6 protein-coding genes and 1 pseudogene are annotated in these 19,607 nt (G+C 58.0%); all 7 read right to left on the reverse strand.

Features of this window, described 5'->3' with window-relative positions; genetic code table 11:
- Nucleotides 1-120: 120 nt before the first annotated feature.
- A pseudogene (locus ABC395_RS13170) lies at nt 121-3,840 on the reverse strand (condensation domain-containing protein); the annotation flags it as partial.
- Between the two features lie 14 nt (nt 3,841-3,854).
- Nucleotides 3,855-4,658, reverse strand: coding sequence for a CPBP family intramembrane glutamic endopeptidase (locus ABC395_RS13175; RefSeq protein WP_413003666.1), 804 nt, complete (start codon nt 4,656-4,658; stop codon nt 3,855-3,857).
- On the reverse strand, nt 4,655-5,464 hold the full coding sequence (locus ABC395_RS13180) for a CPBP family intramembrane glutamic endopeptidase (protein ID WP_413003668.1): 810 nt from the start codon (nt 5,462-5,464) through the stop codon (nt 4,655-4,657). The genes ABC395_RS13175 and ABC395_RS13180 overlap by 4 nt, the downstream gene beginning before the upstream one ends.
- Nucleotides 5,465-5,468: 4 nt before the next feature.
- Nucleotides 5,469-6,338 (reverse strand): CPBP family intramembrane glutamic endopeptidase, encoded by an 870-nt coding sequence (locus ABC395_RS13185; protein ID WP_413003670.1) that lies wholly within the window; start codon nt 6,336-6,338, stop codon nt 5,469-5,471.
- Nucleotides 6,339-6,402: 64 nt separating this feature from the next.
- Entirely contained in the window at nt 6,403-9,618 is a 3,216-nt protein-coding gene (locus ABC395_RS13190; protein WP_413006741.1) for a non-ribosomal peptide synthetase, read from the reverse strand.
- Nucleotides 9,548-18,553 (reverse strand): amino acid adenylation domain-containing protein, encoded by a 9,006-nt coding sequence (locus ABC395_RS13195; protein WP_413003672.1) that lies wholly within the window; start codon nt 18,551-18,553, stop codon nt 9,548-9,550. The genes ABC395_RS13190 and ABC395_RS13195 overlap by 71 nt, the downstream gene beginning before the upstream one ends.
- Before the next feature lie 28 nt (nt 18,554-18,581).
- Nucleotides 18,582-18,965: an aspartate 1-decarboxylase gene (gene panD, locus ABC395_RS13200; RefSeq protein ID WP_413003673.1), complete on the reverse strand. Its 384-nt coding sequence runs from the start codon at nt 18,963-18,965 to the stop codon at nt 18,582-18,584.
- Between the last annotated feature and the right edge of the window lie 642 nt (nt 18,966-19,607).

Here is a 19,607-nt window from a genome sequence, read left to right on the forward strand (position 1 = left end):
ATCATGCAGACAGCGCGGCGGCGGAAAGTCCGCTTCGCGTTTCCCCAGCGCCAGCATATGCAGGCGCTCCTCCTCCGTCATTATCTCCGCTTCGCCGAGCGCGGCGTCGGGACGGAGCGTCACGCTGCGCAGTAGCTGCACATAATGCCGCATAAACCGCTCGGCTGTCGCGCGGTGAAACAAATCGGCGTTATATTCCACGACAAGCCGCAATTCCGCACCGTGTTCCACAGCCTGAATCATCAAATCGTATTTGGCCGTGCCATGCTCAAAGCGCTGGTGGCGATACGACAATCCTGCAGACGAAGCGTCCGGAATACCCAGGTTTTGCATGATAAACATCGTATCAAACAGCGGACTCCGGCTGGCATCCCTTCTGTCCGTCCATTGCGCGATTTCTTCGAATGGATAATCGGCGTGGGCGTAAGCTCCGGTAGCCATCTCTTTCACTTCGGACAAAAAGGCTCTGAACGCCTTGTCCGCGCATGGATAAGCACGCAGCGCCAGCGTACCGGTGAACATGCCCGCGATCGCTTCCATTTCGCGCCTGTTACGGCCCGCAATCGGCGTGCCGACCGCAATGTCCTCGGCTCCCGTGTAGTGGGCGAGGAAAGTGTAATACGCTGACAGCAGTACCATAAACGGAGTCGCGCCCGATTCGGCCGCGAGGCTACGCACCGCCGCCGTCAAACTCGCCTCGACGTACACGTCGAACGTTTCACCGCGGTTTCCTTTGACGGGCGGACGCGGCGCATCGGTCGGAAGCGCAAGTGTCGGCCAGTCTCCCCGGCATTGCTCGCGCCAATACCGTTCGGCCTCCCCGGAGAGGGGTCTGCTCTCCTGCCATACCGCGTAATCCTTGTATTGCAGCGGCAGGGGCGGCAGCGAACCGCCTTGATATAAAGTCATCAGGTCGGACAAGAGAATGCCGGCCGACATACCGTCGGATGCGATATGATGCACATCAAGAAAAAGCACATGACGCTCCGGCCCCAGTTTCAGCAGGGCTGCGCGGAGCAGCGGAGCCTTATCGAGCCTGAACGGCCGGAACAAGCTTTGCAGCACGCCGTCCGCTTCCGCTTCATCGGTCTCCATGCGAACCAGGCGGAAAGGAACGGCGGCGTGTATGCGCTGCCGGATCTCACCGTCGATGACGTGGAAGGTGGTGCGAAGCGTCTCGTGACGTTCCACGATGGCTTGCAGGACGGTCTCCAGACGGTCTGCATCGACAGCCCCGTCCAAGTGCAGCAATTCGGGCAAATTGTAGCTGCGATCATCCGGCATCGCCTGCTGCTGCAAATACATGCGTTTTTGCGGCGACGAAACCGGATAATGCTCTTGAGGAGGCGCCTTTGGAATCGGCTCCATCGCATCGCGGGACAAAGAGTCGGATACTTGGCCGGTCAACGGCTCTAGATGCCTGCCGTCCGATCCTGCTTCGTTATGGCCGCGGTCCTCCGCCTGCCCGTCATGTCCGCCGTTCGCTTTGTGCCGATCGTGCCCGGCGTCCTCCCCTTGTCCATCGTGCCCAGCCTTCGTTCTTTTCGCTGACGCCGCGCCACTTTCGCTTACTCGCCGCTCAATCAGAGCGGTGAACGAAGGCAGATCCGCATGCCCCAGGAGATCCGCCGCCTGAATGCGGACGCCCGCAAGTTCGCTGAGCCGGTTTACAATTTTGAGCGCGATAATGGAATCTCCGCCCAGCTCGTAAAACCCGGCATCCGCAGGCAATTCGTCATAACCGAGCAGTTCTCCCCAGACGTCTGCGACTTGCTGCTCCCATTCCAGGCCGGAGCGCTCTCCGGTTAATGCAACGCCGCGGCGGCGATGGCCTGCCATCCCGCCGTTCCGCACCAGTTCGGCTTGCCATCTGGCAAACGTCTCGTTCATTTCTTTTTGCAGTTCCTCGGGAATATCCCCACTGACCGAAAATCCGTTCCAGGCCGCAAACGGCAGTTGAAGCGCCGCTCCGGCGCTCGCGTCTTCCACCCAGCAGCGGTGGGAATCGAACGGATATGTCGGAAGCGGCAGCCGTTGGCGGCGTTGTCCTTGGTAAATCGCGTTCCAGTCGATCTCGTATCCGCTCACGTAACGCCCGCCCAGCTCCAGCGCGTCCATTTCCCGTTCGTTCGGAACGGGCTGCCGCCCCATCCCCCCGGCGACAGCCGAATCGGTCGTCCCGAAGCGGACGTTCGGCAGCGCAAGGCCGGTAAGGCCGCTTTCGGCTGCGGCATGCAAGGTGCGAGCAAGCTCTTCCCAGCCGCTTACCGCAATCGCCAGGCGATACCGATGAGCCCCCCGGCCGACGGCCAAGGTATAGCAAAGGTCGGCAAGGCTGCGGCTTTCATCGCCGCGATGCTGCTGAACCCAGTCCCGCATCAGCAGCACGAGCCGTTCCAGCGCCGTCATGCTGTGCGCGGACAAGCAGAACAGCTCCGCTCTGTCCGAACGGCCCGAAGGCATCCCGGCGGGAGCTTCCTCCAGTACAACATGGCAATTGGTTCCGCTCATGCCGAACGCGCTTACTCCACATCTTCTTGGTTCGCCGTCCGTCTCCCATGGCGTCAATTCGTCATTAACATAAACAGGCGAATCCACAAACGGAATGTTGCGGTTCGGCGAGCGGTAATGAAGCGTTGGCGGAAGCTGCTTATGGACAAGTGACAGGATTGCCTTGAGCAGCCCTGCTATGCCGGCGGCATGGTCGAGATGGCCGATGTTTGTTTTCAGCGAGCCGATGGCGCAAAATTGCCGTTTATCGGTATATCTCCGGAAAGCGCGCGTCAGCCCGTCTATTTCGATCGGATCGCCCAGCGAGGTTCCCGTGCCGTGCGCCTCCATATACGTTAACGTTTCGGGATTAATGCCCGCATCCTGCCAAGCGCGTGTAATGACGTCCTCCTGCGCGAGGGCATTCGGTGCGGTAATGCCGACCGAGCTGCCGTCCTGATTCATCGCGCTGCCTTTGATGACGGCATAAATAGGGTCCCCGTCTTCCTGCGCGCGGGACAGCGGCTTCAGTACAAGCGCAATCACGCCGTCGCCGATGCCTGTTCCGTCCGCCGAGTCGTCGAATGTTCTGGCCCGGTTGTCGCTTGACTCGATGCCAAGCCGTATGCCGGTATCCAGCGGCAGCACGTTAAGTTTGACGCTGCCGGCAATTGCCGTCTCGCATTCGCCGCTGCGGATAGACTGGCACGCCAGATGGACAGCTACCAGCGAGGAGGAGCAGGCGGTGTCCACGCTGATCGCCGGTCCCCGTAAATTAAGCAGGTACGAAATCCGGCTCGGTATCATGGAGCTCAGATTGCCGGGCGCCGCCATGGATAGGGCATCCGGGTCCAGTGCTTCGATGATTCGCTTGTAATCATGCAGCGTGTCCCCGTTATAGCCGATAAAGACGCCGGTGCGCGAACCATGCAGCGAATCTCCGCCGTACCCCGCATTCTCAAGCGCGCCCCAAGCCGTCTGCAGGAACAGGCGCTGCGCCGGACTCATCAGCGAGGCTTCTTTCGGCGAAAGCCGGAATAAAGAATAGTCAAAACCTGAAATATCTTCGAGATACGCTCCGTCAAAAAAGGAAACGGAGCCGTATTGCGCCTGCATGCGGCGCAAATACGGCTTTAATTCCTCCTTGCGGGAATCCGGAAACCCGCCTACCAGGTCTTTGCCGCTCCGCAGAAGTTCCCAGAAGTCTTCGTGCGAATCCGCGCGCGGCAGCTTGGCGGATATTCCGATAATCGCAATATCTTTGAGGGAAACCTCGGAGACGGAGCCCCCGCTCCGTCCTTTCCGCCGGGATGTGTCTTTCTTGGTATCCAGCAAATCCAGTTGAAACATGGCTCCTATCCCTCCTAGCTAGTAATGGAACTGCTGACGGCCTGTTCTTTTTTCGCCCTTCCGCCGCTCCCCCGCAGCAGCAACAGCACATGCGCCGCGATGCCGAGTCCGCTGATTACGGCTAACAATCCGAGTGTACCGGGCTGCCAATCGCCCGCCTGTTGCAGCACGATATACAACGTGCCTGTACTGCACACATGAGCCGCAAGCGACCCCCAAAGCGAATGCGAGCCGGCACGAACGGCGCCGTATACGATCGCGCCCAGCGCCGCGAATGCGCCAATCGTCACATTCATAAATACCGCGCCGAACAATACGGCCTGGAGCAGAACCGTCCACTGAACCGAAAGACGCTGACGCAGCGTATGGAACAGCATACCTCTAAACAGCCATTCCTCCAGCAAAGATCCAAGCAGCAAGCTGCCGAGTACAAAAATGATCAGGCTGCCGCCGGCCACAAAAGCGACCAGATCCGAAATGGCCGGAAAAGTCGTCTTTATCCACGGTAGGCGGGTAAATACGGCGATAAACAGGCCGAGCCAGACGCCTGTCCCTGCGGACAGCAGCAGCGATCCGCCGCGCACAGGCACGAACCCCAAATCCCTCAGCGAAATTTTTTGCCAGCGAAGCAGCGGAAGATAGACGGCAAGCGCGATGATATTGGATACAATCAGCACAATGCCGGAATTGTCTTTGATCCAGTCGTTTAAACCGGGATCACCGATCCAGTTGTAGAGCGCGTGATTTACAAGCATCACAATCGCCGCATAAATGACCAAATAGAAGACCGTATTTCCCGCCAATCGCAATCCCTTCACGCCGACGTCACCGCCTTGGAAGACAACTGCACAGAGCTCGAAGTGCGATGCTTGACCGCAAGGAATATGCCAATCGCAATCATGGCGGCTGCCACAGCCATCACGACGGACATAACGGTAACGTCTGTCGTCTTCGGACCGTAATGCCAAAGCAGGTACTGGCTCCCCTGACAGGCGACCTGCGCGGCAATCGGCGCCCAGATAGATTTAAACCAGACATACAAGAGCCCGAAAATAACCGCGCCCAGAAAACCGTAAAGCGACAGAGGAATGTCTCCTAAAAAGAACAACGCCCCGTACAGCACGCCCTGAATCACAATTGCGATCCAAACCGGAAGCACGCGTCTGAACTCATTCATCAGAATGCCTCTGAACAATGTCTCTTTGTAAATATTTCCGAGAATCAGGAAAACGAGAAACACATACCATTCCGCGCGGTTCAGATAATCAAACAATTCGTTGAACTGGTACTTGTCCGATGCAATGAGGGGAAGCCGGGAGAAAGCGACCGTAAACAAGCCGGCTCCAAGCCCGATCCATAAAGCGATCGCCACCGATTTGCCGCCCATCATGCGGAATTGGGCCGCCTTAAACAGGTTTTCCTTGAATATGAACCTCCAGGCCAGCAGCATGAGCGGTAAACCCACGATATCGTTTAAAATAATGACGGATACCGTGTTCCGTTCAAACCACGTGCTTTTGGGATACACATAATCGAAAAATAATGTCGTCACGGTAAAAAACCATGCAAAATACAGACCGATAACGACAGCCACGCGAGCCAGCATTATTCCCCACGCCTTCATACGGTCAGACCCCCTTTTGTGCTGCCGACGGCGCTTCAGCCGTAAGCGCTTGACCGGCGCGTGCGCCGACGCCGTTGCCGGAGGTCCGCCAGACATAGGCGGAACCTCCAATCAACGCAGCCAGACAAAGCGCTGTAATGATATACAGCGAAACATCGCCCAGCTTGTCAAACCATTCGTAGAACCCGATGTATTTAAACAGAAAGATGGTGCCCATGGCCGTATTTTGTACCAGGACTGGCGCCCACAGCGACCCGGTGCGCAAATACAGCGACCCGTAAATCAGGCCCGAACCGATGCTGATGACCGAGAGCACCGCGCTCGGCTGAAAGTAGGCGTACGCCGCGGCTTGCAGCAACAAGGCCGCATATACCGGCATAACCCTGCGAAGCTCTCTGAAAATGAGGCCCCTGAATAAAATTTCTTCAAACGCCGGTCCGATCAGCCCGGCCCCCAGAATGACGTACCAGATCGACTCCCCTCTGATCGTATCGTCGACCAGCGCGGGAATGGACGGAAACAGCCGCGCAATATCGTCAATGACGATAAGACCGATGCTGAACAAGCTTCCGGCAAGACCCAGCCCAATCATCAGCAAGGCGCGCGGGGCGCTCAGCCGTTTGAAGCCCGAGGCGCGAAACAGATTTTTCTCCGCATGGGGCCAGATCCATCCTTTGATACGAAAGATGAGCATGTACACAAGCGTAATCAGCGTGAACAGAACGGCCATAAACATGGCCGGGTTGCGATCCAGAAACTGGGCGAAGGACAGTGTCACTTCGTAATTGTAAGTAGAGCGGAGCAAATAGAGCAGCGCATAAAAGACCCCGATGTAAAGCGCGATATTCCCTATCACGGCCAATACTTTTTTCACAGGAAAGCTCCTTTCTTCTGGCAGATGTATTCTCAGGGTCAGGGACAAGCCGACTTGGTCCAGTCTACACCCCCGGGACGGCGCTTCCTGCTGAGGCGCGGTATTGCTCCACCACGCTCGACAGCAGCTCCAGATAGGCGGAAGCCCAATCCAGTACGGCCTCTTTGCCGAGAATCCTGGCGTTATATGTCCACATCCCGCCAAGTTCTGGCCCTTCCGCCCCGCTTGATGCGGCAGCGCCATCCATATACAGCACAACATCGAATCGTTCCAATAGCGCCTCCCGCTCTTTGAAGCCGTGCTGCGCAGCTCCCGCAAATAACGGGAACAAGGCAAACTCCGCATTGGCTTGCGGCTGCTTGCTGATTTGCCGTGCGGTATAACATTCCCCCGCACTCACCCGCTTGGCGGCATGCCGCAGCAGCGTATCGAAATCGCGCACCTCCGCAAAGTCGATTTCTCTCGGGGCAATCAGCCCTTTGTCCGTCAGTGCCGGAAGCACAAGCCGGTCCGTGCCGGACTCGCCGCGCCAGAAGTATAGATATACGGCATAAGCCGCGGCTTCAACGGTCACCGCGCGGGACGACGCAAGTTCCGCAAGCCCTTCCGCAACCGACCTGTCCAGTTGGAACTGAATGCTGCCGATACGCTCCGCGGAATAGCCGCTATTGACGCAGTCGTCCGCTACAGGAAGACCGCTCCAGCTCCAGCTCGCGAGTTCGCGAGTTCTCGACTCCAGATATGCCGCTAACGATGCGATCGTCGGGTAGGTGAACAAATCCGTTACGCCGAGAGCTCCGGGATACAACTCTTCCAGCCGTTGATGCACCCGCACCAGCAGCAGTGATTCTCCTCCGACATCGAAGAATCGATGATGGATGCCGAAGTCGTCCCTTTGCAGGATTTCGTGCCATACGGCGGCAATCGCCAGCTCGATATCACTTGCCGCTTCCGCAAACGGAGTGCCGCTATCCGCCGCCAACTCCGGCTCAGGGAGCATCTTCCGGTCGATTTTTCCGTTTGAAGACAGGGGCATGGCCGGCAGTTCCACTATGACCTGCGGAACCATATACTCCGGCAGTCGCACCGCTGCAAAATCACGCAGTTCCTGATGGTCCGCAGGTTCGGAGCAAACGACGTACGCACATAAATATTCGCTTCCGCTTGCGGCGTCCCGCTTCATGACCACAGCTTCCGAAACCGACGGATGACCGAGCAGCACATGCTCGATTTCTCCGCATTCGATGCGCTGGCCCCTTACTTTGACTTGATGGTCGATTCGGCCCAAATATTCGATCGTTCCGTCAAGCAGCCATCTGGCAAGGTCGCCTGTCCGATACATCTGACTGCCTGCCGCAAACGGATTATCGACGAACTTTTCTTCCGTCAAATCGGGCCGGCCGATATAACCCCGTGCCAGGCCCGCGCCGGATATGCACAGTTCCCCGGCAATGCCGACAGGCTGCAGCATCATCGCTTCGTTCACGATATAAAGCGAGATATTGTCGATCGGCTTCCCGATCGGTACCTGGACCGGAATATCGCCGTCAGAGCAATCGTAATAGGAAACGTCCACCGTCGCCTCGGTCGGACCGTACAAGTTCACAAGTCTGGCGTCGAACGGATCTCCAATGCGCTCGCGGAACCGCCGCACCTGATCTGCAGACAGCGCTTCGCCGCTGGCGAACACATGACTCAGGCTCTCCAGCCTGGCCTCGCCGCGCAGCAAGCCGGAATGCTCCAGGAACAGGTGCAGCATGGACGGCACAAAATGCATCGTCGTTACGCCATGCCGCGCTATCGTCTCCGCCATAAGCGCGGGGTCTTTTTCGCCGCCCGGTGGCAGCAGGACCAGCTTGGCTCCCGCAAAGCTCCACCAGAACAGCTCCCAGACCGATACGTCGAAAGTAATCGGCGTTTTCTGCAGGATAACTCCGCTTGCGTCCAGTCCGTATTGCTTCTGCATCCAGCCGATCCGGTTGACGACGGAGTGATGCTCGATCATGACCCCTTTCGGCTGTCCGGTCGATCCCGATGTATACAGCACATAAGCAAGCGAACGTGAGTCATGCAGCTTCTCTACAGGAGAGTCGTCCCGCTCTTGAACCAGGGCCTCATGAACGTCCATAAATGGCAGGAACGTCTCCAGTCCTTCCGGTGCGCTGCCTTTCGTCAAGACAAGCTTGGCACCGGAATTGTCCAGCATGTAGCGGATACGTTCCGGCGGCAAGCCCGGCGTAACAGGCACATAAGCTCCGCCCGCCTTCAGCACGCCAAAGATGACAATCATCATCTCCAGGCTGCGGTCCATCACGACGGCTACGCGCTCCTCGCGCTTGATGCCCTGCTTTCTGAGCGCCTGCGCCAGCCGGTTTGACCTCCGGTTCAATTCCGCATACGTCAATACGCCGTCTTCCGCCGCAACCGCAGCGGTCTGCGGCGTTTCCGCCGCTTGCCTTTCGAGGTAAACCTCTACCGTATCTCCGCTGGCATACGGCGCGGCCGTGCGGTTGAACGCTTCGCTCTGCTTCTCCGCCTCCTCGGCGCCCTGCAGCCCGATTCTTCCGAGCGGCCGCTCCGGTTCGGCCAGTGCAAGGCCGGCAATCCGGAAATACCACTGCGCCATTCTGCGAATGCTGTCTTCTTTAAACAGCGCCGTCGCATATTCGATCGTCAAGGCCGCGCCTTTTGCGCCCTCATCCGCAATCTCAAACGTCAAGTCCAGCTTGGATACGCGGTTATCCGGCACTTGCGCCTCGAACCGCAAGGCGTCCGTCTCCTGTACGGCCTCCCTATGCTGCATGACAAACATCGTGTCAAACAGCGGATTGCGGCTCAGGTCGCGCGGCACATCCAGCATCGTCACCATATGCTCAAACGGGAGCAAGCCGTTGTCCATCGCCGCAAGCGCGGTTTCTTTGAGCTGCTCGGCGAATGCTCTGAACGGCAGTTCGCCGGATGGCCTGCTGCGGATCGGCAGCGTATTGACAAACATGCCGACCAGAGACTCGGTGGCGGGATGGAAGCGGCCGGCGATCGGCGTGCCGACAATAAGATCGTCTTGCCCCGTCATCAGATGCAATAACGTGTGATAGGCGGCAAGCCAGATATGGAATGGCGTAACTCCCCATTGCTCCGCCGCCGCTCCGATTCCCTCCGCAAGCTCCGCCGGAATCGGCAGCGCAAGCTTGGCGCCTTCGAAGCTTTGTTCAGGCGGACGGGGATAATCGGTCGGCAGTCTGCAGCACAGGAAGCGTACCCGCCAGCCGGAACGCCCAATACTGCTCTTGCTGCTCTCTCGCCTCCGAGGCCATCCACTCCTGCTGCCAGACGGCCGCATCTTTATAGTGAATGGGCAGCGGCTGCAAGGAGCCGCCGCGATACAGCTCTTCAAAATCACGAGCCATCACATTCATGGACACGCCGTCGGCGACGATATGGTGCATGTCCAGCAGCAGCGTATGCCGGCTTTCGCCGTCCGTCGCGAGAAACGCCCGAATCAACGGAGCCTTCCGCAAATCGAACGGGCGGACGACTGTGCGAGCAAATGTATTCAAGTCCGCCGCATCCGACAAGGCATGCACGGCGAGTTCAAACGAAACCCTCTCATGGACACGCTGTACAGGCTTGCCGTCTGCCCAGTCAAAGCTGGTGCGGAGCGGTTCGTGGCGGTCAATCAGCCCTTGAATCGCTTCGCGGAGCCTTTCCTGATGGAGCTTGCCCGTCAAGTTCAAAGCGAGCGGAAGATTGTAGGCCGTGCTGCCCTGATAAAGCTGCTGCAGTACGAACAGCCTGTTCTGTGCGAGCGACAGCGGGTAGAACGGCCGGCTTTCCGCCGGGGCAATGACCGCAGCCCGCTTGGGGGCCGCATTGTCGATGCGGGCTGCCATCTCTCTCAGCAGGGGAGCACCGAATACATCCTTCATTGCGAACGACGTTCCATAACGCTGCTCGATCAAGCCCGCAAGATGCGCGGCGCGCAAGGAATGACCGCCCATTTGAAAGAAATGGGCTTCTCTCCCGATCGCCGCCGGGGCGTCCGGCTCGCTTACGGTCAGACCAAGCACCTCCCGCCAAAGCTCGGCGAGGCTCTGCTCCGTCGGCGTAGCCGGCGTCCCTCCGGAAGTTTCCGGTTCGGCGAATCGGGGCTGCGGCAGGCTGCCGCGGTCGGCTTTGCCGCTCGCACTCAGCGGGAATGCTTCCATTGCAACAAAATACGAAGGAATCATATACTCCGGGAGCCGTTCCTTAAGCGCGGCCCGAAGGCTTCCTTCCTCCGGTTTATTCCCATCCGCCGTTACGAGATAGGCGCATAGCGCCGGCTCTCCCGCATGGTCCGTCACCGCCGTTACCACGGCATCGCGAACTCCCGCCTGCAAGAGCAGCGCATGCTCGATCTCGCCGCATTCGATGCGGAGACCGCGCAGCTTGACCTGGTGGTCAAAGCGACCCAAATACTCAATATTGCCGTCCGGCAGCCACCTTGCACGGTCACCGGTGCGGTACAGCTTTTCTCCCGGGGCAAACGGATTCGGAACAAAGCTTCGCTCCGTCAAATCCGGCCTGTTGAGATATCCGCGCGCAAGGCCGGCACCCGCGATGCACAGCTCGCCGGATACGCCGACCGGCTGAGGTCTCATCCGCTCGTCCACAATATAGAGCCGGATGTTATGGATCGGTTTGCCGATCGGAATCGTAACCGCCTCAGCGTCCGGGCAATCGTAATAGCATACATCGACCGTCGCTTCCGTAGGGCCATACAGATTAATGAGCCGGCACCTGCCGCCCCCGCGCTCCATCAGGTTGTAAAAACCTGCGACATGCGCGGGTTTAAGCGCTTCGCCGCTCGTAAATACATAGCGCAGGGAACGAAGCTCGCCGTTTCTGCCGCTGTTCGCCGCATAGGGCAAAAAGACGCCCAGCATGGACGGTACAAAATGCATGACCGTAACCGCCTGTTCCTCGATTGTGCGCAGCATGACAGAAGGCTCTTTCTCCCCGCCGGGCTCCAGCAAGTAGAGCGAAGCGCCGGCAAGGCTCCACCAGAACAGCTCCCATACGGAAACGTCGAACGTAATCGGTGTTTTTTGTAAAATAACGTCATGCTCATGGAGCGGATAAGCCGTCTGCATCCAGTTCAGCCGATTAATCGCCGCGCGGTGCTCCACCATAACGCCTTTGGGTTTGCCGGTGGAGCCTGACGTGTAAATGACATAGCCCAAATGCCCGGGGCCCGCTTGAGGCGTCATATCCGTTTCTTCTACGCCCTTCGGCGGCTCCGATGCGGCGTCAGCCGCAAGCGCGTCCAGTTCGAGTATTTCTCCTCGGAAGGCCGGGAGCGTCGGAATCCACTCCGCTCCCGCCAGAAGCAGCCTGGCCCCGCTGTCCTCCAGAATGCCGCGGATCCGCTCGGGCGGATGCTCCGGGTCGATCGGCAAGTAGGCCCCTCCCGCTTTGAGCACCGCCATGATCGCAATCATCATGGACAACGAACGCTGAGCGGCAATCGGCACAATCGTTTCGACTGTAACCCCCCTCGCTCTTAGCAAGGCAGCCATGCGTTCGGCGCGGTCATGCAGCTCCCCATACGTCAGCGAGCCATCGGCCGACCGCACCGCGGTCCGATCCGGCCACCGCCGGGCGGACTCGGAGAACCAACCGTGAATCGTTTTCTCCGCCGGGTACGAATGTTCCGTATCATTCCATGCCGCAAAGGCGGCTGCTTCGGCAGGCGTCGCCATTGCGACGTCCCCGCAGATCAGGTCGGGTTTTGCGGCCGTTTGCTCCAAGATGTAAAGCAGCCGATTCGCCAGCCGCTCTATCGTGCCTTTATAAAACAATCCCGTATTATACTCCAGTTCCGCCCGCAGACCGCCATCGCCATCGCTATACAGATCAAGCTTGAAGTCCAGCTTGGATGTACCGTGGCTGACGGATAAAGGCTCCATGCTCCAGCCGTCGCCGCGCGCCGCCAGCTTCTCGTCTTCAAACTGGTTGTGAACGATCAGCATCGTATCGAACAGCGGGTTGCGCGACGGATCGTGCGGATACCGGGCGGCTTCCATCATGTGCTCGAAGCTGACATCGCCATGCTCGTATGCGGCAAGCAAACGCCCGTGGGTTTCACTGACAAACGCCAGAAACGGCAGCTCGTCCGCCACCCGCATCCGAAGCGGCAGAAATTGGTTGAACATGCCGATCATCCTGGCCGTGTCCGGATGTGACCGTCCGGCCGCCAAAGAACCGACTGCAAATTCCTGCTGATGCGTCGTTCCCTTGAGCAGCAGCGCGTAAGCCGCGAAAAGCAGGCTGTTCATGCTCGCTCCGGCGCTTGCGGCCGTCTCTTTCAGCCGTGAGGCGAGCGCCGCCGGAATGCGGAAGGTGTACGTATCGCCTGCAAATGTCTGACGGTCGCCGCGAGGCCGGTCCAGCGGCATATCTAGCGGAGCCGGCGGTTCTGCAAGCTGCTCCGTCCAAAATGCCCGGCTCGCACTGGCCCGTTCCGAACCGGATTGCCGCTCCTGCCAAACCGCATAGTCCTTGTAATGCAGCGGCAAAGGCGCAAGTTCCACGCCGTCGATCAAAGCGGTCAATTCCTCCAGGAGCAGCTTGACAGATATGCCGTCCGCGGCAATGTGGTGGATGTTGAGCAGCAGATAGGCTTCCGCTCCTTCCGGTCCGGGCCGGCAATAACATGCCGCGATCAGCGGCGCTGCAGCAAGCTCGAGCGGCCGGAAAAACTCGCTCATGCATTCCGGCAGCGGCGTCTTCGCCAGCTCGGCCGTTTGCAGAACAAAGGCGGCCGAATCGTGCACGATCTGGGCCGGCACGCCGTCGATCCAATGATAGGAGGTCCGCAGCGGCTCATGCCGGTCGATCAACTTTTGAAGCGCCGGCCCGATCTTGGCCTCACCGACCGCACCCGACAGTTTAAGCGCAAGGGGAATATGGTAGGTTAGCCCGATATCTGCCATACTTTCCGCCAAAAACATGCGCCGCTGCGGCGGACTGAGCGGATAAGATGCGGCTTTCGGCGCTTCCGCAACCGGTTCGTACGCTTCCTTGGCAGCCCTGTCGATCCAGGCCGCCTGCTCTCTGACCGTGGGCAGCCTGAAAATTTCCTGAAGCGGCATGCGCACCCGGCAGTGCTTGTGGATTGCCGAGGTCAATGCGGCCGCCTTCAGAGAATGGCCGCCATGCTCAAAGAAGTGGTCAAGCGCGCCAACCTGCGCCGTATGAAGCACTTCTTGCCACAATCCTGCGACAATGAGCTCCGTATCTGTAGCGGGCGCTTCGTACGGGAGCGCCCGCTCCGGCGCGGGCAGACGTTTTTTGTCCACCTTGCCGTTCGCGTTCAGCGGCAGTTTTTCCAACTGCACAAACGCGGAGGGAATCATAAAGGACGGCAGCTTGCCTGTCAGTTGGCTCCGTACGCTTGTTTGTTCTTCGGTTGGCACCGTGACGATATAAGCGCATAGATAGGACGCGCCGTCATTCTCGATGAGAGCTACATACGCTTCCTTGACGCCCGCGCAATCCAGCAGTCTGCTTTCGATTTCGCCGAGTTCAATCCGGTAACCACGCAGCTTGACCTGGCTGTCGATCCGGTCCAGAAACTCCAAATTTCCGTCAGGCAAGCGGCGCACCAGGTCACCGGTTCCGTACACGGTTTCGCCTTCCCGGAACGGATGCGGCCGGAACTTCAAAGCGGTCTGTTCCGGTAAATTCACATAGCCGGATGCGACACCGTCGCCCGCTATCCACAATTCGCCCGGCACCAAGTCCGGCTGTATCCTGCCCTCCTCACTCAGCACCAGTGTTTCCGCACGCGCGATCGGCATTCCGATCGGCACGGTAGCCGCTTCTTGTCCTTCCCACGTCTCCGTGATCGGATAACAGGTAGCGAAGACCGTCGTTTCCGTAGGGCCGTAGACATGCAGCAGCACGCCAGGTCCGAGCGCGCGGAGCGCTTTGCGGATGTGCGGCACGGAAGCCCGCTCTCCGCCGAATAAAATATGGCGCAGGCCGCGCAGCGACTCCAGCCCATGATCGACCAGCGTATTGAAGAGTGCCGTCGTCACAAAGAATACGGTAATGCCTCTGTCTTCAATCAGCTCGGTCAGCCGCACCACGTCGGCAACCTCTTCCTCACCGACCAGCGTCAGCTTCGCGCCGTTCAACAGCGCTCCGTACACATCGAACGTCGATCCGTCAAAAGCGTAGTTGGAAAGCTGCAACAGCGCATCTTTTTCCGAAATGCTTACATAATCGGTATGGACGGCAATCCGGGATACATTGCGATGCGTCGTCATGATGCCTTTCGGTTTGCCCGTCGAACCGGATGTATACATGATATAGGCGAGATCGTCCGCTGAGCCGTCAATATCCAGATCATGGCTGGCCTCTTTGGTCCACTTCGTATCGAGTCCATCCATGTCAATGACATCTAGGCTGTCTCCGGCAACCCGGGAGCCCATCTCCATCGTCGCAGCCGCAACCACGATCACCCGCGCTTCCGTATCCCGCAGCATAAATAAAATCCGCTCTTCGGGATATTGCGGGTCGATCGGCACATAGACGGCTCCCGCTTTCAGCACAGCCAATATTGCCGCCATCATATCGGGCGAGCGCAAGAGCAGCAGCGCCACTTTCGCCCCCGGCGTAACGCCGTGCCGCGCAAGCGCGTGCGCAAACCGGTTGGCGCGTTCGTTCAGCTCGCTGTAGGTGTACGCCCGCTCGCCCATTTCAACGGCAATCTGCCGCGGTGTCTCCTCCGCTTGTCGTTCAAACAGCCTGTGCAGCGACAGCTCCTGCGTCGGTACGGCATTTGAACGGCCAAGCCGGAGCAGCCCTGTCCGCTCCTCTGCATCGACGGGATCAAGTTCGCCAAGCGCCGCATGCGGCTGCTCGGCGACTGCCCGGGCCAGCGCCGTATAATGCCGGGCCAATTGCGCAGCGGACCGCTCATCGTACAAATCCAGCGCATACTCCAGCGTGAAGGCAATGCCTTCGCCTGTATCCGTACATTCCCAAGACAGGTCAAACTTGGCCGAGCCGCTGTCCATCGTTTGAGGCGTATAAACGAGATCCTTGCCCCGCCATTCCGGCAGCTCCATATTTTGCAGCGTAAACACCGAATCGAACAGCGGATTCCGCCCGTATTCGCGTTTCACATCCGCCAGCTCGGCGATTTCTTCATAAGGCACGTCACCGTTGCCGATAGCCGCCAGCGCCTCCCCATTGACCTGCTTCAGCCATTGATCGAAGCGCAAACCGCTTTGCCCGCGCAGGCGGATCGGTACCATGTTGACGAACATTCCGACCACGCTTTGCAGCTCCAGACGCACGCGTCTTGCGGCTGCCGTGCCGACAACGATGTCGGATTCGCCCGTATATTTTGCAAGCAGCACATAGTAAATCGAGAGCAGGACGGTGTATAACGTTACGCCCTCGCGTCCAGCCAGCGCACGCAGCGATCCGGCAAGTTCCGGCTCCAGCTCGAAGCGTTCAACTGCCCCGCGGTAGCTTGGTATCTGCGGCCTTGGACGGGGGGAGGGAAGCGCCGGAGACGGCACGCCATCCCCAAAGATTTCGCGCCAATAAAGTTTCTGGCGCTCCAGCCAGCCGCCGCTTCGGCCCGCTGCCTCCCACAGCGCCATATCCCCGCCATGAACGGGCAACGGCTCGTGCGCATTCCCCTCGTAAAATCTCACAAGATCGGACATCAAAATTCCCATTGACGTTCCGTCCGTAATGATATGATGCATATCCAGCAGCAGTACGCTTGATTCATGTCCCAGTTGAACAAGCTCCATGCGTAGAAGCGGAGCTTGGTCCAGTCGAAACGGCTGCAGGAAGCTCCGCTGCCGCAGCGCCAGCGCAGACTCCGGCCAGCCCCTTCCGTCAACGACGGCAAGCGGCGGCTCGGTCTCTTTCCCGATGCGCTGCATCACATGGCCATCCTCCATGTAAAAGGAAGTCCGCAGCGCCGGATGCCGCTCTATCAGTGCCCGCCATGCCGCGCGGAACCGCTCGATATCGATCGGGCCTTGGACGCGGACCGCAAACGGCAGATGGTAATTTAGCAGCCCCGGATTCAGCTCTTCCAAGATGAACAGCCGCTTTTGCGCCGATGTCGCGGGGTAGACCGTCCGCTCCTCCGCTTTGGCCACCGGTGGAGGAATGGCGCCGGCCGTTCCTTCACCCTCCTGCATCTTTTGTTTCAGCAAAGCGGCCAGCGAGCTCACCGTCTCATGCAAAAACAGCTCGGTAAGCGTAAGCTCGACGCCAAACGTCTCTTGCAGCCTGGCGGCGGCATAAGCAGCCTTAAGCGAATTGCCTCCTTGCTCGAGAAAGCCGTCGTTTCGGCCTATGTAATCCTTTTTCAACACTTCGCGCCAAATGGAGATGATCCGCTGCTCTGTCTCCGTAACCGGTTTCAAGCCGACATCCCCGCGTAAGGCATCGCCCTCTTCCGCATCACACCGCTCCAATGCGGCTGCCGCTTCCAGTTCCGTCAGTTCGGCCAACGATTGGTCAAACTCCCCTTCGCGCAGCGCTTCCGCCAATACGTAGCGTTGAATTTTGCCGGATGTCGTTTTCGGAATTCGCCGAACGGGGACGACAAAAGAAACGTCCAGACCGGCCGATCCGTTCAGCAGCTTCTTCACCTCGGCCATCAGCGGTACAAATCCGCCGGTTTTGCCGCGATGCTGAATAAAAACCGCGATCGCATCCCGTTTGGTCGTCGCATCCTGAACGGCGGCAATCGCCGTTTTTCCGATTTCGGCCCCTTTCAATCCGCTGATCAACGCCTCGAGGTCGTGCGGATACACATTTTGCCCGTTGACGAAGATTACGTCCTTCATGCGGCCGGTCACATACAAGCGCCCTTCCAGCAGGAAGCCCAAATCGCCCGTATTCAGCCATCCGTCCGGGGAAATCGTTTGCTTATTTACATCGGGCCGCTTATAGTAGCCGCTCGTAACATTGCGGCCTCTGATATGAATCAAGCCTACGCTGCCTGCTGCCGTAGGGTTTCCCCCTTCGTCACAGATGCGTACCTCGCACTCTTGCACGGGGAAACCGAGTTCGACGATTTCGATCGAGGTATGATCCTCGGGCGAAGCCATTCGTACAGGCTGTCCGACAGCGAGCGATTGGCGGTCAAGCTTGACAGTGGTCAGGTGTTCTTCCGTCCCCGGGAACGATACGGCCAGACTCGCTTCCGCAAGCCCATATACCGGGAAAATACAAGTTTTCTTTAACCCGTACGGCTTCATTGCCTCCAGAAAATCGCGGCAGTGGGCGGCCGATATCGGTTCGGCCCCGTTAAAAATGAGCCTGACGCAGGACAAATCCCATGCCGCCGCTCCTTCCGGCTTCCAATGCTGCAGAAAATGCACATAACCGAAATTCGGCGAAGAAAGGCATGTCACGCGATGCTTATGCGTAAGTTCCAGCCATTTCATCGGATGAAGGACAAACGTCGAGGTCGGCAAATGCAGCTGATTCATGCCGCAAAACAGCGGCGTAAGATGAAAGCCGATGAGCCCCATATCATGCGTCAGCGGCAGCCAGCTTAGCGATGAATCCCGCTCCGTCGACTGCGCCCCATGGGTAATGGCGCGCATGTTCGACAGAAGATTGCCGTGCGTCAGCACGACCCCTTTCGGGTCTCCGGTTGAGCCGGATGTAAACTGGATGAATGCCGTGTCCGATTCGGCTGCGTCATACGGCTCAGCCTCGGGGCGGCCGGCATCCGCCGCAGCCGCAAGTACCTCCGCAATCGGCAGTCTGCCGGACTCAAGCCGGGCCAGCACCTCCGACTCATCCTGCTTTAAGGCGTAGCCTTGAATTCCCGGCCACAACTCTTCGTCGCAGAGTAATGTAGGCGCTTTCAACTGCTTAAATACCTGGATCAGCTTTTTGCGTCCTTCGTCCGTACGCGCGGCCGTCACAGGTACGGGGACAATACCGCCGAGCACGCAAGCCCAGAACAGAAGGATAAACCGTTCGTTATCTTCCGTCTGCATGACGGCAAAGTCGCCTGGCCCAAGACCCTGCTCGCGCAGCAGATGGAGCGTTCTTCCGGCCGATGCAAGTAACTGGCCGTATGGCATGTAGCGCTCCCCGCCGCTTTCGCAAAACAAAATTCCCGCATCGTTTTCCTTGCGTGCCAGCAATACGCCGGACAAGTTACGGATGGTTCTCATAGTCGGCAGCCCTCCGCTCTGTCTTTTATCACACCGTTGTGGAATGCAGTTCTTGATAATCCTCCGTTACGATGCGATTGTTCTCGTCCATAATGACGACATGCGGACGATACGTGCGGGCTGCCGATTCTTCCATCATCGCGTAAGAAATAATAATGACGCGGTCGCCCGGCTGCACCAGTCTGGCAGCGGCGCCGTTCAAGCAAACCATACCCGAGTCTCTGGGACCGCTTATGACATACGTCTCCAGCCTGGCTCCGTTATTGATATTGACAACTTGTACTTTTTCGTTCTCCAAGATATTCGACGCATCCAAAATATCCTGATCGATGGTTATGCTTCCTACGTAATTCAAATTGGCCTCTGTCACGACCGCCCGGTGAATTTTAGATTTGTGCATCTCTCTGAACATGAATACACTCTCCCCATGGAGTAGTTTGTAATAAGTAAAACTTAGCTGATTGCTTATAACGCACGTTATTTTCCGGAATATCCTTTTAAAGGAACATCCAGAGTGCAAACAAACTTGCATGTTTTCTTTTGTTTTAACGAAAATGAACAAATTGGAGCCATAAAACCCTTCAAAAAAAGCGGGCGGCAAACGGGTGCCCATGGGGTTGTTCGTACGGAGTAAGCAAGTTCACGCTTATGTGTGAATCAAGCTGAATGAAAATTTCATGCGATTGTGAGAGGGGGAAGATTGACCGGCAAGCTTGTGCATTTTGTGTGGGATCTTGCTGAGCGGTAGAGATTCATGCCTTTGTGTGGGATCTTGCTGAGTGGATAGATTCATGCCTTTGTGTGGGATCTCGCTGAGTGGATAGGCTCATGCCTTTGTGTGGAATCTTGCTGATTGGGTAAGCCCCTGCTTTCGGATGAAAACATGTTTTGCAGGTTAGCTATTATGCGGAGTCTAGATGTTTGAAAATTCTGACAAATAAATGGAAAACTTGGTTTGTACATCGCAGCAGTTCATTATACAGACGGTTGAATACTGCGAAGGAAGGAGAAATCCAGAGTATGTAACCAGGTATAGCGGCAATAATTTAAAGCA

It is taken from the genome of Paenibacillus canaveralius (genome assembly GCF_047238265.1).
In the GTDB taxonomy this organism is placed as follows: Bacteria; Bacillota; Bacilli; order Paenibacillales; family NBRC-103111; genus Paenibacillus_F.